The sequence below is a fragment of the Streptomyces sp. NPDC102437 genome (assembly GCF_044765565.1).
GTDB lineage: Bacteria > Actinomycetota > Actinomycetes > Streptomycetales > Streptomycetaceae > Streptomyces.
The window spans coordinates 44,944-66,526 of the sequence record NZ_JBIWKI010000032.1 but is presented as its reverse complement, the minus strand read 5'-3'; the positions used below and the strand labels follow the sequence as shown (position 1 = coordinate 66,526).

Sequence of the window (21,583 nt, the reverse complement as noted above, 5' to 3'; positions counted from 1 at the left end):
AGCGTCTTGACGGCGGAGCTGCGGGGACGTTTCGGCAACGCCGCGAGGTGCCGTGCCAGACGCCGCGACCCCGGCCATGACCCGCCGGACAGGCCCTGGGGCCTGTCCGACCCTGATCCGCCGGACAGGTCCTGAGCCCGTCCGCCCCACCCCGGCGGCCCGCTCCCGATGACGGGCGGGCCCGGTCCATCAGCGCACGACGAAAGGAGCCCTGGCATGTCCCAGGACCGCGACGCACTCTTTCTGCAGTTGCTCCGCAGCCGCGGGCTCGACCGGCCCAGTGACGCGCCGATCGAAAAGTCCGCGAGGAGCGAGAGCCGGCTCTCCCTCGCGCAGGAACGGATGTGGTTCCTGGAGCAGCTGCACCCCGAGCAGCCCACCTACCATGTGCCGCTGGCGCTCCGCCTGAGCGGTGCGCTCGACGCGCAGGTGCTGCGCGCCGCGCTGGGCGACGTCGTCGCGCGGCACGCGGTGCTGCGGTCGGTCTTCCCCTCGGTGGCCGGGCGCCCTCGCCAAGTGATCCGTGACGACATCGAGTTGCCGTGGACCGTGGTGGACGTGGCGGGGCTGAGCGAAGAGGACGTACTGGCGCGGGCGGAGGAGGAGTCGCGCACCTCCTTCGACCTGGCGAAGGGCCCGCTGGTGAGGGCCTGCCTGCTGCGCTCGGGGGCGGACGACCACGTCCTGGTCGTGACCTTCCACCACATCGTCTTCGACGGCTGGTCGGTGGGCGTGTTCACCCGCGAGCTGTCGGAGTACTTCGCAGCCCGCACCGAGGGGCGCCCGCCGCTGCTCGCCGAACTCCCCGTCCAGTTCGGGGACTTCGCCGAGTGGCAGCGAGACTGGCTGGATGGCGAGGTCCTCGGGGAGCTGATCGACCACTGGCGGCAGACCCTGGACGGCGCGCCGCCCGTCCTCGAACTGCCCGCCGACCGCTCCCGCCCGGCCGTGGAGACCCACCGGGGCACCCACGAACTGGTGGCCGTGCCCGCCGACCTCGTCAACGGGCTCCGGAAGGTGTGCGCCCGCGAGGACGTGACCTTGTTCATGGTCCTGCTGGCCGCCTTCGACGTACTCCTCGCCCGCTACAGCGGCCAGGACGACATCGTCGTCGGCACCCCGATCGCCAACCGCAACCGCGCGGAGATCGAGCCGCTGATCGGCTTCTTCGTCAACACCCTCGTACTGCGCACCGACATCGGCGGCGACCCCACCGTCAGTGAACTGCTGAGCCGGGTCCGGGCCAGTGCGATCAGCGCCTACGCCAACGAGAACCTGCCGTTCGCCCGGCTGGTGGAGGAGCTGCGTCCGGAGCGCGACCTCAGCCGCTCCCCGCTGGTCCAGGTCATGTTCGCCCTGGCCAACACCCCCGAGCACGAGCCGGAGCTGCCCGGACTCGCCGTCCGGCCGCTCCCGGTCGAGCCGGGCGTCGCCAAGTTCGACCTGTCCGCGTTCCTGCGCGAGGAGGGCGACGAGGTCGTCGGCGGACTGGAGTACGCCACCGACCTGTTCGACCGCGAGACGGTGCTGCGGTTCTGGGACCACTACCTGATGCTGCTGCGGTCCCTGGCCGACGCCGAGCCGGGCGCCCGGATCTCCTCCCTCGTGCTGATCCCGGCCGAGGAGCGGCGACTGCTGGCCGAGGGCTGGAACGCCACCGAGCGCTCCTGGCCCGGCGCCCCCGAGACCCTGCACGGTCTGTTCGAGGCCCAGGCCGCCCGTACTCCGGACGCCACCGCCGTCGTCCACGGGGAGGTCGGCCTCACCTACCGTGAGCTCGACGACGCCGCGAACCGGCTCGCCCGCCGGCTGCCCGAGCGGGGCGTGGGCCCCGAGTCCGTCGTCGGCCTGTACTGCGACCGCGGCCCCGAGCTGATCACCGCCCTGCTGGCCGTCCTCAAGGCCGGTGCGGCCTACCTCCCGCTGGACCCCGCCCAGCCGCAGCCGCGCCTCGCACACATGCTGCGCGACTCCGGCACCCGCCTCGTCCTCACTCAGGACCGGCTCGCCCCGCAACTCCCCGAAGACACAGCCACGTTGAGTGTCGACCGGATGGACGACGACCCGGCGCCGACGGGTTCCCCCACCGCCGCGGCGGGCGCCGGCTCCCTCGCGTACGTCATCTACACCTCCGGTTCCACCGGTGTGCCCAAGGGCGTCGCGATCGAGCACCGGGCCATCGTCAACCTCATCCAGGGCCTCTGCGACGACATCGGCCTCGGCCCCGGGGACCGGCTGCTCGCCGTCACGACCCCTGCCTTCGACATCGCCGCCCTCGAACTGCTCGGCCCGCTCGCCCGCGGGGCGACCGTCGTCCTCGCCGAGCGCGAGACCGTCTCGGACGGCCGTCTCCTCGGCCCCTTCATCACCGCCTGCGGCGCCACCGTCATGCAGGCGACGCCCTCCCTCTGGCGGATGCTCCTGGACAGTGGCTGGGCCGGCGACCCGAAGGTGCGAGTGCTGTGCGGCGGCGAGGCCCTGCCGCCGGAACTGCTGGACCGGCTGCTGCCGCTCGTCGCCGGGGTCCACAACGTCTACGGACCGACCGAGACCACGGTGTGGTCCCTGGCCACCGCACTGGACCGGGCCTCCGGCGCCGGGGCCACCGTCCCGATCGGCCGGCCCGTCGCCAACACCCGGGTCTACGTCGTCGACCGGGCCATGGAGCTCGTTCCCCTCGGCGTGCCCGGCGAACTCTGCATCGGCGGCCGGGGCGTCGCCCGCGGCTACGTCGGCCTGCCCGCCCTGACCGCCGAGCGCTTCGTGCCCGACCCGTACGGCGGCGACGGCGGCAGGCTCTACCGGACCGGCGACATCGTGCGGTACCGCGCGGACGGCCGCCTGGAGTTCCTCGGACGCTCCGACCACCAGGTCAAGCTGCGCGGCTTCCGGATCGAGCTCAACGAGATCCAGAACGTGCTGCTCCAGCACCCCGAGGTCGACAGCGCCGTCGCGGTGCTGCGCGAGGACCGGCCCGGCGACGCCCGGATCATCGGCTACTTCACGGCGCCCGAGCCCGAGCTCCGCACGTCGGACCTGCGCCAGTGGCTGACCGAACGGCTGCCGGAGTACATGGTCCCCGCGCTGCTCGTCCAGCTCGACGCGCTGCCCCAGACCGCCAACGGCAAGATCGACCGGAACGCGCTGCCCGCCCCCGGCGAGCAGCGCTCCGGCGCCGACGACACCTATGTCGCACCCCGCTCCGACCAGGAGCAGCAGCTCGTCGACCTGTACGCCGACGTCCTGGACCTGCCCGCGGAGCGGATCGGCATCCACGACGACTTCTTCGCACTCGGCGGACAGTCGCTGCTCGCCGTCGCGCTGATCTCCCGGGTCTGCTCCGCGTTCGGGGTCGACCTGCCGCTGAGCGCCCTGTTCACCGCGCGCACCGTCGCCGCGTTCCTGCCCGCCGTGCTGGCCGGCCGGCCCGTGGAGAGCGCGGGCGCCGACAGCCCCGACGAGTTCGACTTCTTCGCCATTGCGCGCGCCCCGCGCGACGAGCCGCTGCCACTGGCCATCGCCCAGGAACGCCTGTGGTTCTTCGAGAAGCTGCGCCCCGGCACGGCTGCCTACAACGAGCCGCTGGTCCTGCGCCTGGGCGGCACCCTCGACGCCGGGCTGCTGCGCGGCGCGGTGGAGGACGTCGTCGCCCGGCACGAGGCGCTGCGCTCCACTTTCCCCTCCGTGGGAGGCAGACCCCGCCAGGTGGTCGACGAGACCTTCGCGCTCCCATGGTCCGAGGTGGACATGCCGGGTGCGGACCGTCAGGCGCTGCTCGCCCGCGCCGAACAGGAGACCCGGGCCCCCTTCGACCTGGCGAAGGGGCCGCTGGTACGGGCCTGCCTGCTCCGGGTCTCGCCCCAGGACCACGTCCTGGTCCTGACGATCCACCACGCGGTGTTCGACGGCTGGTCGTTCGGCGTCTTCCTGCGCGAACTCGCCGAGTGCTTCGCCGCCCGCACCGAGGGTCGCGGCCCGAAACTCCCCGAACTCCCGGTCCAGTACGGGGACTACGCCGTATGGCAGCGGGACTGGCTCGCCGACGGTGTGCTGGAGGACCTGGCCGACTACTGGCGCGAGACGCTCGAAGGCGCGCCGCCGGTCCTGGAGCTGCCCGCCGACCACCCCCGCCCCGCCGTCCAGTCGCACCGGGGCGTGCACGAGATGACCGTGCTGCCCGCCGAACTCACACAGGGGCTGCGGGAGCTGTGCAAGCGGGAGGAGGTCACCATGTTCATGGTCCTGCTGACCGCCTTCAAGATCCTGCTCGCCCGCTACAGCGGCCAGGAGGACGTGGTCGTCGGAACCCCGGTCGCCAACCGCAATCGCGTCGAGATCGAGTCGCTCATCGGCTTCTTCGTCAACACCCTCGTGCTGCGCACCGACCTGAGCGGCGACCCCTCGGTCCTCGACGTCCTGGACCGGGTGCGTGACACGGCGATCGGCGCGTACGCCAACCAGGACATGCCGTACGCGGAGCTCGTCAAGGAGCTGCGGCCGCCCCGCGACCCCAGCCGCTCCCCGCTCGTCCAGGTCATGTTCGCCCTCGCCAACACACCCGACTACGAACCGGAGCTGACCGGGCTCACCGTCGACCAGCTCGACGCCGAGCAGGGGGTGGCCCGCTTCGACCTGTCGCTGCTCGTCAAGGAGCGGGACGACGCGGTGGCCGTGGCACTGGAGTACTGCACGGACCTCTTCGAACCGGCCACGGCCCGGCGTCTGCTGGCCGACTACGCCCAGGTCATCGCGGAGATGCTGCGGGCCCCGGACGCACCTGTCTCCCAGCTGAACGGAATCTCGCGGTGACCGACGAAAACCCCGCCGGCAGCCTGCTGCACGAACTTTTCGAGCGCCAGGCCGACCGCACGCCCGACGCCGTCGCCGTCATCGGTGACGAGGAGAGGCTGACCTACGGCGAACTGGAGCAACGCGCCAACCGGCTGGCCCACCGGCTGCGCCGGCAGGGCGTGGGCCGGGAGGACGTCGTCGGCCTGTGCCTGGAACGGTCTGTGGACCTGGTCGTCGCGATGCTCGGCATCCTCAAGGCCGGTGCCGCGTACCTGCCGGTCGATCCGCTGCACACGCCCGCCGACCGGATCGCCTTCGTGCTCGCCGACTCCGGGGCACGGCTCGTGGTGACCCGGCAGGGCCTGGCCGAGGACCTCGACGCACCGGCCGTGATCTGCGTGGACCAGGACGAGCCGCTGCCGACTGCCGGATCCGTCGCCCGGTGCGCCGGCGACGCGCTGCCCGGCTCCCTCGCGTACATGATCTACACCTCGGGGTCCACCGGCGTCCCGAAGGGCGTGATGGTGACCCACGAGGCCATCGTCAACCACGTGGGCTGGCTGACCACCGAGCTGCTCGGCGGCCACCCGGTCCGTTTCCTGCAGGGCACCTCCGTGGCGTTCGACGCGGCGATGATCGATCTGTACGCCCCGCTGGCGAGCGGCGGCGCCGTGGTCATGGCACCGCCCGACCTGACCGCGGCCGGACTCGAACTGCGGGACCTGATGGTCACCCACCGGGTCGAGGCGGTCAACCTCACCCCGCAGGTGGTCTCCACCCTGCTGGAGACCGGACAGTTCGACGGCATCGCGATGCGGTGGATTTTCACGGGCGGCGAGACCCTGCGTCACGAACTCGTCCTGCGGTGCCGCGAGGTGCTGCCCGGCGTCGCGTTCCACAACGTTTACGGACCCACCGAGGCCACGGTCAACGCCACCTCGTACCCGGCCGGCCGCCCGGTCGACGGGCCGTCCGTGCCCATCGGGGAGCCGATCACCAACGTACGGACCTATGTGGTCGACGAGGAGCTGTGCCAAGTGGCTCCCGGCGGTCGCGGCGAGCTGCTGATCGGCGGCATCGGGCTCGCCCGGGGATACGCGGGCCGCCCCGACCTCACCGCCGAGCGCTTCGTGCCCGATCCGTTCAGCGGCGAGAAGGGCGCGCGCCTGTACCGGACCGGGGACCGCGTCCACCTGCGCGCCGACGGCGCCGTCGAGTTCGTGGGCCGAATGGACCGGCAGATGAAGATCCGGGGCCACCGCATCGAGCCCGGCGAGATCGAGCACGCGCTCACCGGCCTGCCGCACATCGCCGAAGCGGCGGTCCTCGCACACGGCGACGCGGACGCGTCGTGGCTGACCGCCTACGTCACCACCGACGGCACACCGGCGCGGACCGAGGAGATCAGGACGGCGCTGGCCGGCCGGCTGCCCGGCTACATGCTCCCCACCACGGTTGTGACCCTGGACGCCATGCCGCGGATACCGGGCATCGGCAAGATCGACCACCGTCGGCTGCCTGCCCCCGGCGCCGCCCCGGACGGGTCGACGCGAGACAACTGCGCCGGCTTCGCCGACCCGGCCCACGAGCGGCTGGCCGCACTGGTCGCCGAGCTCCTGGGCATCGGGCACGTCGGGCCGGACGACGACTTCTTCGCCCTCGGCGGCCACTCCCTCCTGGCGATGCGGCTGGCCGCCCGCATCCGCACCGAGTTCGGCGCCGAGACCACACCGCGCACGGTTCTGGAGAACTCCCGCATCGGTGACCTCGCCGCCCTCGTCCACTCCGGCGGATCCGCCGCCACGCCCCCCGTCCTGCCGCGCACCGGCACCGGGCCGGTGCCCCTGACGGCGAACCAGGAACGGCTGTGGTTCCTGGACCAGCTCCAGCCCGAGAGCCCCGCCTACCGGCTGCCCCTGACGATCCGGCTGCGCGGCGCACTGGACCCGGAGGCGCTGCGCACGGCCCTGTCGGGGATCGTCGCGCGGCACGAGGCCCTGCGGACCGTGTTCCCGGCGGTGGACGGCACCGCTCACCAGGTCGTCACCGCCCCGGCCCCGGTGCCGCTGCCCGTCGAGGACGTACCGGAGCTGGACGAGGCGGAGCTGCGCCGCCGGGCGGACGCGGCCGTCCTCGCGCCCATGGACCTGGCCGAAGGTCCGCTGCTGCGCGGCCGGTTGCTCCGTGTCGGCCCCGCCGAGCACGTACTGCTGCTCACCGTCCACCACATCGTCTTCGACAGCTGGTCGGTGCGGATCCTGGTCCAGGAGCTCGCGCACCTCTACGCGGGCGGCGCGGCGCTGCCCGCACTGCCCGTGCAATGCGCCGACCACGCCCTGTGGGAAGCGGACCGGCAGAGTTCCGCCCAGGTCACGGCCCAGCTCGACCACTGGCGTGAGCGGCTCGCCGGAGTTCCCCCGCTGCTGGATCTCCCCACGGACCGGCCGCGGCCCGCCGAGCCCAGTTTCCAAGGCCGGGACGAGGAGTTCGTCCTGCCGCCCGAACTGGCCGGCCGGCTGCGGGAGATCTGCCGCTCCGAGGGGCTGACCCTGTTCATGGTCCTGCTCGCCGGCTTCGAGATCCTGCTCGCCCGGTACACCGGCCAGAACGACCTGGTGGTCGGTACGCCGGTGGCGCACCGCTCGCGCAGCGAACTGGACCCTCTCATCGGGTTCTACGTCAACACCCTGGTCCTGCGCGCCGACCTGACCGGCAGCCCCACGGCCCGCTCCTTCCTCGCCCGGGTCAAGGAGGACTGCCTGGGCGCGTACGACCACCAGGACGTCCCCTTCGACCGGCTGGTGGAGGAACTGCAGCCGGAACGGGACCTCGGCCGCAGCCCCCTGTTCCAGGTGATGTTCGACTTCGAGAACCTCCCCGCTTCCTCGGCGCGAGGCGGCGGCCTGACCCTCGATGTCCTCGACATCCGCCCCCGGACGGCCCGCTTCGACCTCACTCTCGACATCAAGGAGGAAGGGGACGAGGTCAGGGGCGCGCTCAACCACAGCACCGACCTCTTCGACGCCGCTACCGCACGCCGGATGGCCGGGCACTACATCCGCCTGCTCACGGCGCTGGCCGACGACCTGGACGCGCCGGTGCCGGAGCTGGACATGCTCGGCACCGCCGAACGCGCACAGCTCCTGGTGGGGTGGAACGCCGAGGACCTCGACCTGTCCGAGGAGAAGTGCGTACACGAGCTGTTCGAGGAGCAGGCCGACCGGACGCCGGAGGCGGTCGCCGTGGTCTGCGGGGCGGACACGCTGACCTTCCGGGAGCTCGAAGAACGCGCCAACCGGGTGGCCGGCCGGCTGATCGGGCTCGGAACCGGACCCGAGACCGTCGTCGCGCTCTGCCTGGAGCGGTCGGTGGAGATGATCGTGGGCCTCCTCGCCGTGCTCAAGGCAGGCGGCGCCTATCTGCCGCTGGACCCGTCGCTGCCGACCGACCGGCTGAGCTTCATGCTCGGGGACGCGGGGGCCACCGCCGTGCTGACCCAGTCCCGGCACGAGGGCCGGTTCGCCGGCCACTGCCCCGAGCTGCGCCTGGACGCCGACGAGGACTTCACGGCGTACCCGCCCACGCGCCCGGCCCTCCGCGGCACGCCCGACCGGCTGCTGTACGTGATCTACACCTCGGGTTCCACCGGTACCCCCAAGGGCGTCGCCATGGGGCACCGCGCCCAGACCCGGATGTTCCGTGCCCTGGGCACGCTGCTGGGCCGGGACGGCGAACCGCCGCGCCGGGTGACGATGAACGCGCCGGTGTTCTTCGACGGTTCGGTACAGCAGCTGGGCTGGATGTTCCGCGGCGCCACGCTGGTCATCGTCCCGGACGAGGTCCGCGAGGACCCGGACCGCTTCGTGGAACTGCTCGCCCGCGAGCACATCGACATCCTCGACTGCACGCCGTCCCATGCCGAGCTGCTCGTCCTCGCCGACGGCCTCGGCCGGGTCCCGCACCCGATGCGGGTGATCGTCGCGGGCGAGGCGGTCTCCGAGAGCCTGTGGCGCAGCCTCGCCGCCGGCCCCTGGCGGGCGTACAACGTGTACGGACCCACCGAGACCAACAACGTCACCGGCCGCCCCATCACCGGCGACGGGCCGCCCACCATCGGCCGCCCGCTGGCCGGCTGCCCGGTGTACGTCGTCGACGAGGCGCTGCGTCCCGTACCGGTCGGCGTCGCCGGGGAACTGCTCCTCGGCGGGCAGGCCCTGGCCCGCGGCTATCTGGCACGCCCGGGGCAGACGGCCGAGAAGTTCGTTCCCGACACCCTCAGTGGTGCCGTCGGCGGACGGCTCTACCGCACCGGCGACCAGGTACGCAGGCTCCCGGACGGGGAGCTGCTCTTCCTCGCCCGCGGCGACCACCAGGTCAAACTGCGGGGCTTCCGGGTGGAGCTCGGCGAGGTGCAGGCCGCCCTGGCCCGCCTGCCGGGCGTGACCGGCTGCGCGGTCCTCGTACGCGAGGACGTGCCCGGCGACAAGCGCCTGGTGGGCTACTACACCCCCGCGGACATCGCGCCGCCCGATGAGGACCTGCTGCGCGAGCTGCACACCTGGCTGCCCGACTACATGGTTCCGTCCGCGCTGGTCGCCCTGGACGCCCTGCCCCTGACCGTCAACGGCAAGGTCGACAACCGGGCGCTGCCCGCCCCCGCGGACACCGGGACCGACGCCGCGGCCGGGGGCCCGCCGCCCGGCGACGCCCTGGAGGAGCTGCTCGTCACGCTCTGGACCGAAGTGCTCTCGCCGGCCCGCCCGGTCGGCACCCGGGACAGCTTCTTCGCCCTCGGTGGCCACTCCCTGCTCGCGGCCCGGCTCCTCGTCCGGATCAACCGGCTGCTCGCGGTGACCCTGCCGCTGCGGGCGCTGTACTGCGACCCCACCCCCGGGGGCGTGGCCTCCGCGCTCGAAGAACTCGCCCCGCGCGGCTACCTGAAGGGGCGGGCGGCGGCGGCGCTGGAGATCTTGCGCATGTCGGACGAAGAGGTGCGGCTCCTGCTGGCAACCGAGTGACACGGCCCAAACCCATTGAAACCGCAGTGAATTCGAGAGGACGCCCGCCTTGTTCCGGACGATGCTGAAGTCGAAGATCCACAGAGCCACGGTCACCCAGTGCGACCTGAACTACGTCGGCTCGCTGACCATCGACGCCGACCTCATGGACGCCGCCGACCTGCTGCCCGGCGAACTCATCCACCTGGTCGACATCAACAACGGAAGCCGCCTGGAGACGTACGTCATCGAGGGCGAGCGCGGCAGCGGCGTCATCGGGGTCAACGGCGCGGCGGCCCGGCTCGTGCAGAAGGGCGACCTCGTCATCATCATCTCGTACGCCCAGGTCACGGACGAGGAAGCCCGCTCGATGAAGCCCAGCGTGGTCTTCGTGGACGCCGACAACAGGGTCGACTCCCTCGAACCGTCCCTGTCCGGGGTGCCCGAGGGCCACGGCCTGACAGCGGGCGACGTTGTGGAGAGTCGGTGATCCCACACTCCTGGCGGTACGTCTGGAACAACGGCGGCGGCCCGCTCGTCCTGGCGGCCCGGGGAGTGACCGAGGCGCTGGCCCGGCCACGGCTCACCCTCTCGGTGCCCCAGGGCCACGGCCCGGTGCTGGCGTACGCGGGCCTGGAGCACGAGTTGACGTACGTACTGCCCTTCCTGGAGCAGCGGCGCGGAACACCCTCGGTCCGCACCCGGTCCGGTACCTCCTGGGCGGAACTGGCCGACGGCCGGGCCGCCGCGAAGACGGACATCCTCGCCGTCGGCCACCACCGGCGCAGGGTGCCCGCCCCGCTGCCCCGGCACAGCCTGCTGCTGCCGTTCCGGATCACCCTGACCGTGCCCCTGGACGCCGCAGACGACCCCGCTGCCGCCGTGCTCCGGCGCATCTCCCGCAAGGCCCGCCAGCAGCACGCCCGTGAGCTGCGCTCCCGGGTCCGCACCCTCGAAGTCTCGCGGGACGAAGCCGACTTCGACTCCTTCTACGACCACATGCACCTGCCGACCATGGGCCGCCGGCACGGCGACGCCGCCCGCTCGGAGGCCAAGGAGAGCGCCCGGACGTGCGTCTTCCGGCACGGCGCGATGTTCTTCCTGTGCGAGTCCGGCCGCCGGGTCGCCGGCATGCTGTGCCGGCTGGAGGGGCGCACCCTGGTCATCCGCCTCGCCGGGGTCGACGGCGGCTCGCAGGAGGCGTACCGCTCCGGCACCTACATGGCGCTGTTCATCCTGATCCTCCAATGGGCAGCCGAGCACGGCTTCACCCGGGTCGACCTGTCCGGGGGCGAGCCGTTCCTCAGCAAGGGCACCTTCCAGTTCAAGCGGAAGATGCACCCGCACGTCTCCCTGCCGCCCAACCACTTCCGCGACCGGCGGCTGCTGGTGCGGGTCCTGTGCGACAGCCCCGAGGTCCGGGACTTCCTGGTCGCCAACCCCATGCTCACCCTCGACGAGGGCGGCGCACTCCAGGCCGTCCACTTCCACGACGACGAGCGGCCGCCACGGCTCGACCTGCGCTGGCAGTGCCCCGGTGTCGACGGCCAGCGCCTCGTCCATCTCGACGCCTTCCTGACCGGGCTGCCGGCCCGGCAGAGCGGTCACGTACTCAAACGCAGCGAAGGGGCTCTGTGATGTGCGGCATTACCGGCTGGATCGACTTCACCCGGAATCCCGGTCTCGAGCGCACGACCGTGGAGGCCATGACCGGCTCGATGCACCGGCGCGGCCCCGACGACTCCGGGATCTGGCTCGGCCCTCATGTGGCACTGGGCCACCGCCGGCTCGCGGTCGTCGACCCGGCGGGCGGCGCCCAGCCCATGGAGACGCGGCGCCGGGGCTCCGACGCGCCCGTCGTGCTGACGTACAGCGGTGAGCTCTACAACTTCCGTGAGCTGCGCGCCGAACTGACCGGCCGCGGCCACCACTTCCGCACCTCCTCCGACACCGAGGTCGTGCTGCACGCCTACCTGGAGTGGGGGGCCGGCTTCGTGGACCGGCTCCAGGGCATCTACGCGTTCGCCATCTGGGACGCCTGGCGCGAGGAGCTGATCCTCGTCCGCGACCGGCTCGGTGTGAAGCCGCTCTACTACCACGCCTACCAGGGCGGACTGCTCTTCGGATCCGAGCCCAAGGCGATCCTCGCCAACCCGCTCTTCACCGCCCGCACCAGCGAGGCGAAGCTGCCCATCCTGTTCAACCCGCGCCTGGCCATGCCCTGGGAGACGCCGTTCACGGACATGAGGCAGGTCCAGCCGGGCCATCTCGTGCGCGTCGACCGCTCCGGGGCGCACGAGACCCCGTACTGGCGCCTGGTCAGCCGCGAGCACCGGGACGACTACCCCACCACCGTGAGCCGGGTGCGCGAGATCCTGGAGGATGTCGTCGCCCACCAGATGGTGGCCGACGTACCGCTGTGCTCCCTGCTCTCCGGCGGTCTGGACTCCAGCGCCATCACCGCGCTCGCCGCCCGCAACCGACCGGACGCGCTGCGCTCGTACTCGGTCGACTTCGAGGGTGCCGAGGAGGACTTCCGCGCCACCGCCCTGCGCCCGGAACGGGACACCCCCTTCGCGCTGGCCGCCGCCCGCCACCTGGGTGTCGACCACACCATGGTGACGCTGGACCCGGCGGTGCTGCCCGACTGCGTGCCCGCCACGCTGGCGGCACGCGACATGCCCAGCCTCGGTCAGTTCGACACCTCCATGTACCTGCTCTTCCAGGAGATCCGGAAGACCTCCACGGTCGCCCTGTCCGGCGAAGCGGGCGACGAGGTGTTCGGTGGCTACCCGTGGTTCTTCGACCGCGCGAGCGTCTTCGGCGACACCTTCCCCTGGCTCGGCAACGCGCCCAGGCTCACCGACTGCCTCGCCCCCGACGTGACCGCGCGGATCCGCCCGCAGGACGACGAGCAGGACCGCTACCGCACCCTGCTGGCCCGGGTGCCGAGGCTCCCGGGGGAGTCGGGCCTTCAGGCGCGGATGCGCGAGGTCCTCCACCTGAGCCTCCAGGGCCCGCTGCTCTACCTCCTGGACCGCAAGGACCGGATGAGCATGGCCGTCGGCCTGGAGGTGCGGGTCCCGTTCTGCGACCACACGCTCCTGGAATACGTATGGAACGTCCCGTGGAAGATGAAGGTCTCCGACGGGCGCGAGAAGAGCCTGCTGCGGTCCGCCACCGAGGACCTGCTGCCGCAGTCGGTGCTGATGCGGCGCAAGAGCGGCTATCCGGCGACCTTCGCCCCGGCCCACGCCGAGGCACAGCGTGCCGCCCTCGACGCGCTCGTGGCGGACCGTGATTCACCACTGGCCGGAATGCTGGACGGTGCCAAGGTGCGCGAACTCGCCTACGGGGACACCAAGATGCTGACCATGGCCGACAATCTTCACTTCCTGCTGCCGCTCATCGAGGTCGACCGGTGGCTGCGTACGTACAACGTCTCATTCACCGCCTGACCATCCACTTGGAGCCACTGCAGTGCAAGAAGAGAAGAGCATCGAACCCGCCCACCCGCCGCTGACCCGGCAGGGCAATTTCGTGAAGCTCTGGACCGGACAGTCTGCGGCGCTCATCGGTTACGAGATCAGCGAAATGGCGCTCCCGCTCCTGGCCATCCTGGTCCTGGAGACCGACGCGGGGGAGCTCGGCATCATCGGTGCGGCCCGCTGGCTGCCGTTCCTGCTGTTCTCGCTGTGGGCCGGTGTCTGGATCGAACGCCGCCGGCGGATACCTGTGATGATCACGGCGGACCTGACCCGCGCGGCGCTGATGATCGCCGTGGTGTCGCTCGCGCTGACGGACCTGCTGACGCTGCCGATACTGATCGCCGCGGTCTTCCTGCTCGGCGCGGGCACGGTGGTGTTCGACATCAGCTACACCACCGTGCTCCCCAGCGTCGTGCCGCAGGAACAGCTGGTGAAAGCCAACGGATTTCTCCAGGCGTCGGGTTCGGTGGCCCAGGTCGGCGGGCCCGGCCTCGCCGGTGTGCTCGTGCAGTGGCTCACCGCGCCGATCACCCTGCTCGGACAGGCGCTCAGCTTCCTCGTCTCGGGCGGCTGCCTGGCCGCGATGAAGATCGACGAGAAGGTCCCCGAGCAGCCCGAGCACAGGCCGAACGGCCTCACCTCCCTCAAGGAGGGGCTCGTGATGGCCTTCGGGGATCCGGTGCTGCGCTCGCTGGTGGGCATCGGCGCGCTCTTCAACATGTTCAGCCAGTGGGTCGTGGCGATGTTCCCGCTGTTCGCCATCCGGGAGATCGGCCTGAGCGCCGGAACGATGGGCGCCGTCGTCTCCGCCGCCGCGGTGGGCGGACTCGTGGGCTCGATGACCGTGGGCCGGCTGAGCGAGCGCATCGGACCGGGGCGCGTCATCATCGCCTCCTCGGTGATCGCCTCGATCCCGTTCGCGCTGGTCGCGTTCAGCCCGGAGCGCCACGCCATCGCGATTCCCTGGCTCATCGCCAGCTTCGCGGTCGCCGGGTACGGCTGGACCATCGGCGGCATCATGATCACCAGCGTCCGGCAGGCCTACACCCCCAGGGCCTTCCTGGCACGGGTGAACGCGACGTACCGCTTCCTGGGCTACGGGCTGGTGTCGGTCGGCGTCTTCGCCGGCGGTGTGCTCGGCGAGGCGACCAGCCTGCGCACCACCCTGCTCGTCGGCGCGATCGGGTCCATGACCGCCATCGTCTGGAGCACGTTGTCACCGCTGCGCGGCCTGCGGAAGATGCCCGCCCAGGAGGCGTGACCCGCGCGGCGCCTTCCGCCCGCAGGCCCCGCAAAAAGCCCTTGCCAGGGACGCACAGGAACCCGGAGGAACGAGGAACAATGAGCTCGGACATGATTGCGGCATTCGCCCTGGAGGCGGAGGTCTACGACGTACTGCCCTTCCGCGTCGACCAGCCCGACGTCGGGTTCTTCGTCGACCTGGCGAAGGAGACCGGCGGTCCGGTACTCGAACTCGCCTGCGGCACCGGCCGGATCACCCTGCCGCTCGCCCGTGCGGCGGGCGAGGCGGTAGGCATAGACCTGGCCCCCGCGATGCTCGACAGGGCGCGGGCCAAGGCCAAGGACCAAGGCATCGAGGGAACCGTGTCGTTCATCGAGGGCGACATGTGCACGGCGCGCCTGGAGCGGGAGTTCCCGCTCGTGACGATGGGCGGCCAGCCGCTGTTCTTCCTGGAGGACGACGACGCGCTGAGCGCGGCCCTGGAGACCGTACGCGCCCATGTCGCCCCCGGCGGACGCTGGGCGGCGGGGGTGCCCGTACTGCGGGCGCCGGCCGTCGCCGACATGCAGAACAGGCTCCGCTTCACCTGCGAGGTGCGCCACCCCGTCACCGGCCGGCGAGTGGCGATCTGGGACGCGTCGAGCGTCGACGAGGTCCGCCAGATCGCCACCCGGCGACGCATCACGGAGACGCTCGACGAAGAGGGCCTGGTACTGGAGCGGCGGCACTCCACGCAGACGCTCTACTACCGCCACCCCGCCGAACTGCGCAGGCTGATCGAGCAGGCGGGCTTCCGGCTGGAGCGCACCTACGGCGGCTACGACAAGCGGCCCTTCGGGTCCGCCTCCGACTACCTCATCTGGGTCGCGACCAAGGAGGACTGAGTTCCCGCGCGTTCTGCTCCACCCCCTCAACGGAAGGTACCGAAATGACCGCACCGACCGAACTGAACGGACCCGCCGCGGCCGTCGTGGGCGACGGCATACAGGCGTCCAACGCCGGCTGGAACTTCGCCGGCGAAGCGAGCAAGAACTTCGACGGCCATGTCTCCAAGAGCGTTCCGCTGTACGACACCGGCCACGAACTCGTGGAGCGACTCTCCGACTTCTTCGTCGGCCCCGACAGCACCGTCTACGACCTGGGCTGCTCCACCGGCAGCCTCACCGAGCGTCTCGCCCGCAGGCACGCGCACAAGTCGCCGCGCATCATCGGCGTCGACTGCGAGCAGGACATGGTGACCATCGCTCGGCGCAAGTGCCGCGACATCGACAGCATCGAGATCCAGCACCAGGACCTCTCCCAGGTCACCTGGGAGAAGGCGGACCTCGTCGTCATGTACTACACACTGCAGTTCGTGCCGCCCAAGTTCCGCCAGACAGTGGTCGACGAGATCTACCAGGCTCTCAACTGGGGCGGCGCACTACTGATGTTCGAGAAGGTCCGCGGCCCCGACGCCCGCTTCCAGGACGTGATGACCCAGCTCTACACCGAGTACAAACTCGAACAGGGCTACACCCCGGACGACATCGTCGGAAAGAGCCGCAGCCTCAAGCGGGTCCTTGAGCCGTTCTCCACGCAGGGCAACCTCGATCTGCTCTCCCGGGCCGGGTTCGTCGATGTGATGACCGTCCAGAAGTACGTCTGCTTCGAGGGATTCCTGGCGCTCAAGTGACGCACGGCCCCTTTTTCGACACTGCTGAAGGAATCAGATGAGCGGCATCACCGGCTGGGTGGACTTCACCCGCGACCTCACCGCCGAGGACGGCACCGTCCGGCGGATGACACAGAGTCTGACCCACCGCGGTCCCGACGGCTCCGGCCACTGGACAACCGGCCATGCGGCGCTCGGCCGGACCCGGCTCGCAGCCGCCGACCCGGGCGGGAGCGACGAAGTGACCGTCGTCGCCGAGGACGGCGCCGAGCTGGTGGCGGCCGTCTGCACCGGGACCGTCTTCAACGCCGTGGACCTGCGGGCCGAACTCAAGGGCCGCGGGCACCGGCTGCGCACCGAGGGCACCGCCGAACTCCTGGCCCGTGCCTACCTGGAGTGGGGCGAGTCGTTCGTCGACCGCCTGGTCGGCATGTACGCCATCGCGCTCTGGGACCTGCGCACCGAGGAACTGCTGCTGGTCCGCGACCGCATGGGGGTGGAGCCGCTCTACTACCACCGGGGCGCTTCCTTCCTGCTGTTCGGATCCGAGCCCAAGGCGGTGTTCGAGCAAGGACAGTTGGAGCGGCGGCTCACCGCCGACGGGCTCCGGGAGATCATCTCCTCCGGCAAGACCCCCGGCCACGCCATCATGGACGGACTGAACGAGCTGCGTCCCGGCCATGTGCTGCGCATCGGCCCAGGCGGCGTCCGGACGCGTCGCTACTGGCAGTTGACCGCTGCGGAGCACGGCGACGACCTGGACACCACCGTCCGTACCGTGCGCGAGTTGCTCGCCGGAGCCGTCGGCGAGCAACTGGTGGCCGACGGCCCGGTCTGCTCGCTGCTCTCCGGCGGACTGGACTCCAGCACGCTCACCGCGCTGGCCTCCTCCTGGTCCGCCGAGCAGGGCCGGGGCCCCTTCGCCACGTTCTCCGTGGACTTCGTCGGGTATGCCGACCACTTCCGCGCCAGCCACATGCGGGCCACACCCGACGGACCGTTCATCCGGGACGTCGTGGACCACTGCGGAACCGAGCACGCCACCCTGGTGCTCGACAGCTCCAGCCTGACCGACGCCGACGCCCGCGCGGGCGTCCTGCGGGCGATGGACCTGCCCATGGGCATGGGCGACCTCAGCACCTCCGGATACCTGCTCTTCCGTGCGGTCCGAGAACACAGCGCGGTGGTCCTCTCCGGCGAGTCCGCCGACGAACTCTTCGGCGGGTACAGCTGGTTCCAGGACCCCGCTGTCGTCGAGGCCGACACCTTCCCGTGGCTGGCCCGGCACTCCGAGGACGACGCCTCCGGAGCGGGCCTGATGGACCCCGCCCTCTACGCCGAGCTGGACATCACCGGTTACCACGCCCGCCGCTACGAGGAGGCCCTGTCCGAGGTGCCCGTCCTGGCGGGGGAGAGTCGCCCGGAGCGGCGGATGCGCGAGATCACCTACCTCAACCTCACGCGATTCTCCCAGATCCTGCTCGACCGGCGGGACCGTATGAGCATGGCCGCCGGCCTCCAGGTCCGCGTCCCGTTCTGCGACCACCGGCTCGTCGAGTACGTCTACAACGTGCCGTGGAAGTTCAAGACCTTCGACGGGCACGAGAAGAGCCTGCTGCGGGCCGCCGCGCGCGATCTGCTGCCGGACACGGTGCTCGGCCGGCGCAAGAGCCACTTCCCGCGCACCCAGGATCCCGCCTACGACGCCTCGGTCGTCGCCGAGTTCGGCAAGATCGCCGGACGGCCGGACGCCCCGCTCACCGCGCTGCTCAACCAGGCGGCGGTCGCGGAGCTCGGCGCCGGCGGACCGGACTCCCTCGCGGGGGGACGCATCGTTCTGGAGGGTCTCGTTGAGATCAACAACTGGCTCGAAACCTACGATGTCGCCCTCGACGTCTGACGCGCCCGCGGAGACCTCGCTGGTCGTGGCGCTTCCGGCAGGCGGCGGGGGCGCGGGCATGTTCGCCCAGCTGCGCAAGGCCCTGCCCGCCGGCACCGGCCTGGTGGTTCCCGACCTGCCGGGCCGTGGCCGCCGCACGCGGGCGCCGCGCGAACTCACCGTGCCCGGCCTCGCGGCCGAGCTGGCGGCCGAACTCGAACCGCGCATCGCCGGGCGCCCGTACGCCGTGTTCGCGACCTGCTTCAGCACCATCGTGGGGCTGGAACTCGTCTGGCAGCTCCTGGAACGAGGCCTACCGCCGACCCGCGCACTGCTGGTCTCGGGCCGGCAGCCGCCCGACGTGGCCCCGCCCTTCGAAGCCCTGGACAAGCTCTCGGACGAAGAGGTCCTCGACGGGATGCGCCGTTTCTGGCCGTCCGAACTCGACTGGGAGTCCATGCCCAAGGCCCTGCACGACATCCTGCTCCGCCAGACGCGCCGCGACAACGAGCTCGGCCTCGGGTACGTGTACGAACACCGCGGCCCGCTCCCCGTGCCGGTCATCGCCTACCAGGGCATGGACGATCCGGGAGTGACCGTCCCGGAACTCTCGGCCTGGGGCGCGCACACCTCGGTCTCCTTCACGCTCCGTCTCGTTCCGGGAGGCCACTACTTCTACATGACCCACACCGACCGGCTGGCCGGGGAGCTCGGCGCGCTCCTGGCCGGGCTCCCCGGCCAGGACGACCGGTTGTCCTGAGTGTGCCGGCCCGGTCCCGGACCGGGCCGGCCCGACTACTTGGCCAGCTTGCCGTCGGGCCGCACAGTGAACCAAGTGCCGTTCACGCCCTGGCCCTTGGTGTCACCGGGCTGCTCGTCGCCGGTGTACCAGTAGAGCGGCCAGCAGTCGATGGTGAGCTGTTTCGTGCCGTCGGGGCGGTTGTTCGGGATGATCAGCTTCGGGTCGATGCCCTTGATGTCCTTCTTGTCGACGAGCTCGGCGGGCTTCCACTTCTCCAGACAGGCGCCCGAGCAGTTGGACTTCATCGGCCAGGCGGTGTCCTTGGTGAAGCGGTAGAGCGTACGCCCCTTGCCGTCGCGGACGATCGTGCCGAGCTCCTCGTCGTCGACCGTGGACAGCGCGGGCAGGTCCTTCGGCTTGCTCGGGGGCTCCTCCTGCGCCGGTGCCTGCGCCTTCGCCTTCGTGCCGTCGGGCGCGGCGGAGAACCAGGTGCCGCCGACGCCCTGCCCGCGGGTCTGCCGGGGCGCCGTGTCCTGCGCGTAGCGGTACAGCGGCCATCCGGCGAGCGTCAGCTGCGTGGTGCCATCCGCGCGCTTCACCGAGCCGAGCAGCCCGGGGTCCATACCGCGGCCCGCCCTCGCGCCGTCGGCGAGCACCGGCGGCCAGGCCGTGGCGCAGTCGCCCGCGCAGCGGGAAGCGGGCGGCTTCGCCGTGTCCTTGTCGAAGCGGTACAGGGTGAAGCCCGCGCCGTCCGTCACGACCGGGCCCAGCTGCTCGCTCTTCCAGACGCTGAGGCGGCCCGCCTGCGAGGGCTGCGCACCGTTGCCCGTCGAGGCGGTGCGCCCGGCGGAGCCGGTGGTGGTCGCCGCCGTGCCCTGGGAGCTCGTGCAGGCCGCCGTCAGCATGACCGCGGCTACCGTGAAAACGACCGGGACGTAGGTGAATTTACGCATGCGTATCCCTCTTTCGGAAATCTTGGGAATTTGCTTTTCGCTGAGTGCGGAAGTGCTGAAGTAATGACCCGCCCCGGCAGCAGGGGAGGAGTCGGCCGACTGCCGGGGCGGAGTTTCTGGTCCCGGAATTCTTTCTGGCCGGTCACTGTCACTGTGAAAACGGCCGCTGTGGCGGGGAGGTTCAGTTCCCGAGAAATCTTTTGCCGGGCTGCGAGCCGTCAGACCCGCCCCGTGCCCGCCCCCGCCAGCGTCTGCGTGGGAACGACCACCCGCAGACCGAGTACGCCCAGGTCGACGCTGCCGTCGTTCTCCGCGTACCACCGCCAGTGCGCACCCGGTACGTCGCCCACCGTCAGCACGATCCAGCCGCCGCCCTCCGGCCCGGTGAGGTCCGCGAGCGCTCGCGCCTCCTCGGTGGTCGGCGCGTCCTGGAGGACGACGAAGCCGGTGACCTCACCGGTACGGGCGGCCCCCCGCACCAGGCCGATGCCCAGTTCCTCGGCGGAGTTGAGGATCTCCTCGGGGGCCTTGCCCTTCACCTCCGACACGGAGCGGACCCGGACCAGACCGTTGAGGCCGGGCAGGGCGCTCGCGCCCGGGTCCACCGACACCACCACTGTGCTCTGTCGCGGCAGTTCGAGCAGCCCGCGCACCAGCGCCGCCACGGTGTCCTGGGCGACGACGAGGTCACCGCTGACGCTCAGCGCGCCGTTGATCTGCCCGAGGTCCACCATGACCTGCGCTCCCCGCTCGCTCACCCCGATCCGGGCGAGGTGCGGCAGCGCGAGCGTCACATCGGCCGCCGGATCGCCCTCGATGACGGAGGGAAGTCCGGTGCGCTCCCAGCGATTCGGTTCGAGCGCGGTCCACGGCACGGGCGCCGTGTGCGCCCCCGACACCGACGCGAGCAGCTTCGTGGGTTCGGCGAGGACGCTGTAGACCCGCACCGGACGCTCCGCCTCCGCGGCGTCGGCGGGGATCAGTTCGCGCAGGGCCTGCCGCACCATCACCGGCGTACGGGTGTCCGCCGCGAGCCGCCGCGCGAGCGCGCCCCGCCGACGCCGCCGCAGCGCGAGCGCCAGGCGGCGCGGCAGCCGCGGCCGCAGCACCCGGGCGGCCCGCGCGATCCCGGAGCCGGTGGCGCGCACGGCCCGGCCGATCGGACGCCGCGCGACGATCACCACGGTGAGGACGGCGGCGCCGGCGACACCCCCGATCAGCCACGGCGACCCGAGCCGGGCGCCGAGCCCGGCGAACTGTCCCGAGCCCCGGCCGGCCGCGGCGCGGGGCGCGGGGGAGGCGCTCCGTGCGGGGGGCTTCGCCGCGTCGGCGTTCTCCTCGGGCAGGACACCGAACTCCACGCCGGGTCCGTCCGCATCCTCCGGCAGGATCAGCGGGAAGCCCGGGGTCAGCTGGTCGGGACTCACGAAGGCCGAACCGTCCGGCAGCTGGCGCCCGCTGTTGAGGACCAGGATCTCCTCGAACCGGTCGCCGTCGCCGAGGGTGCGCTGGGCGATCCCGAACAGCGTCTCCTGCTCGCCGCCGTTCTCCTGAGCGGACTTGACCACGTAGTACTTCGTCACCTCGTCGGCCCGCAGCGCCCGGGAAGGCTGCATCCGCACGGCCGCCAGTGCCGGTGCGGAGTCCAGAACCCGTACGGAATCCGGAGCCCGTACGGATCCCAGGGCCTGCGCCGGTGCGGGCAGCGCCAGCCAGGTGACGGCCACCAGGCCGCACACCGCCGTCACCCGCGCCGTCGTGCGCAACGGTGCCGGCCGCCGCGCTTCGTTCGTCGTCCTCGGGGCGTCGCGCATCTTTCTCGTCCTCCTCCGTACGGGG

12 protein-coding genes are annotated in these 21,583 nt (G+C 71.5%); 10 read left to right on the top strand and 2 right to left on the bottom strand.

The features are described from left to right. The first annotated feature begins 216 nt into the window (after positions 1-216). The 10 genes from ACIRJP_RS31525 (at position 217) to ACIRJP_RS31480 (ending at position 18,809) form a co-directional block, all read left to right on the top strand. Entirely contained in the window at positions 217-4,809 is a 4,593-nt protein-coding gene (locus ACIRJP_RS31525; RefSeq protein WP_404181425.1) for an amino acid adenylation domain-containing protein, read from the top strand. After that, complete coding sequence (locus tag ACIRJP_RS31520; protein WP_404181422.1) at positions 4,806-9,809, top strand: amino acid adenylation domain-containing protein; 5,004 nt, start codon at positions 4,806-4,808, stop codon at positions 9,807-9,809. Before ACIRJP_RS31525 ends, ACIRJP_RS31520 begins: the two co-directional genes overlap by 4 nt. 49 nt (positions 9,810-9,858) lie before the next feature. Continuing rightward, the gene (panD, locus tag ACIRJP_RS31515; protein ID WP_266735773.1) at positions 9,859-10,278 is read left to right on the top strand and encodes an aspartate 1-decarboxylase; all 420 of its coding nucleotides are present in this window, start codon (positions 9,859-9,861) and stop codon (positions 10,276-10,278) included. Then, positions 10,275-11,426, top strand: coding sequence for a GNAT family N-acetyltransferase (locus tag ACIRJP_RS31510; RefSeq protein ID WP_404181419.1), 1,152 nt, complete (start codon positions 10,275-10,277; stop codon positions 11,424-11,426). The genes panD and ACIRJP_RS31510 overlap by 4 nt, the downstream gene beginning before the upstream one ends. Further along, on the top strand, positions 11,426-13,246 hold the full coding sequence (gene asnB, locus ACIRJP_RS31505) for an asparagine synthase (glutamine-hydrolyzing) (RefSeq protein WP_404181416.1): 1,821 nt from the start codon (positions 11,426-11,428) through the stop codon (positions 13,244-13,246). Before ACIRJP_RS31510 ends, asnB (ACIRJP_RS31505) begins: the two co-directional genes overlap by 1 nt. 22 nt (positions 13,247-13,268) lie before the next feature. Next, positions 13,269-14,537: an MFS transporter gene (locus ACIRJP_RS31500; protein ID WP_404181413.1), complete on the top strand. Its 1,269-nt coding sequence runs from the start codon at positions 13,269-13,271 to the stop codon at positions 14,535-14,537. Positions 14,538-14,629: 92 nt separating this feature from the next. After that, positions 14,630-15,403, top strand: a complete 774-nt coding sequence (locus ACIRJP_RS31495; protein WP_404181410.1) for a class I SAM-dependent methyltransferase — start codon at positions 14,630-14,632, stop codon at positions 15,401-15,403. A gap of 44 nt (positions 15,404-15,447) precedes the next feature. Beyond that, the gene (locus ACIRJP_RS31490; protein ID WP_383713779.1) at positions 15,448-16,191 is read left to right on the top strand and encodes a methyltransferase domain-containing protein; all 744 of its coding nucleotides are present in this window, start codon (positions 15,448-15,450) and stop codon (positions 16,189-16,191) included. 37 nt (positions 16,192-16,228) lie between these two features. Further along, positions 16,229-18,070, top strand: a complete 1,842-nt coding sequence (asnB, locus tag ACIRJP_RS31485; RefSeq protein WP_404181407.1) for an asparagine synthase (glutamine-hydrolyzing) — start codon at positions 16,229-16,231, stop codon at positions 18,068-18,070. After that, positions 18,051-18,809: a thioesterase II family protein gene (locus ACIRJP_RS31480; protein ID WP_404181404.1), complete on the top strand. Its 759-nt coding sequence runs from the start codon at positions 18,051-18,053 to the stop codon at positions 18,807-18,809. The genes asnB (ACIRJP_RS31485) and ACIRJP_RS31480 overlap by 20 nt, the downstream gene beginning before the upstream one ends. A 35-nt stretch (positions 18,810-18,844) precedes the next feature. Here the strand turns inward: ACIRJP_RS31480 and ACIRJP_RS31475 are convergent, their stop codons facing one another. Both ACIRJP_RS31475 and ACIRJP_RS31470 read right to left on the bottom strand, forming a co-directional pair. Beyond that, entirely contained in the window at positions 18,845-19,744 is a 900-nt protein-coding gene (locus ACIRJP_RS31475; protein WP_404181401.1) for an SCO0930 family lipoprotein, read from the bottom strand. Between the two features lie 218 nt (positions 19,745-19,962). After that, positions 19,963-21,558 carry a hypothetical protein gene (locus tag ACIRJP_RS31470; RefSeq protein WP_404181398.1) on the bottom strand — a complete coding sequence of 532 codons (1,596 nt, stop codon included), beginning with the start codon at positions 21,556-21,558 and terminating at the stop codon, positions 19,963-19,965. Positions 21,559-21,583: the final 25 nt, after the last annotated feature.

Bases quoted from the DNA above. Each gene is read 5' to 3' on its own strand.
- ACIRJP_RS31490 (WP_383713779.1), top strand. From the start codon at position 15,448: ATGACCGCACCGACCGAACTGAACGGACCCGCCGCGGCCGTCGTGGGC.
- ACIRJP_RS31495 (WP_404181410.1), top strand. From the start codon at position 14,630: ATGATTGCGGCATTCGCCCTGGAGGCGGAGGTCTACGACGTACTGCCC.
- asnB (WP_404181416.1), top strand. From the start codon at position 11,426: ATGTGCGGCATTACCGGCTGGATCGACTTCACCCGGAATCCCGGTCTC.
- ACIRJP_RS31525 (WP_404181425.1), top strand. From the start codon at position 217: ATGTCCCAGGACCGCGACGCACTCTTTCTGCAGTTGCTCCGCAGCCGC.
- ACIRJP_RS31475 (WP_404181401.1), bottom strand. From the start codon at position 19,744: ATGCGTAAATTCACCTACGTCCCGGTCGTTTTCACGGTAGCCGCGGTC.
- asnB (WP_404181407.1), top strand. From the start codon at position 16,229: ATGAGCGGCATCACCGGCTGGGTGGACTTCACCCGCGACCTCACCGCC.
- ACIRJP_RS31480 (WP_404181404.1), top strand. From the start codon at position 18,051: ATGTCGCCCTCGACGTCTGACGCGCCCGCGGAGACCTCGCTGGTCGTG.
- ACIRJP_RS31470 (WP_404181398.1), bottom strand. From the start codon at position 21,558: ATGCGCGACGCCCCGAGGACGACGAACGAAGCGCGGCGGCCGGCACCG.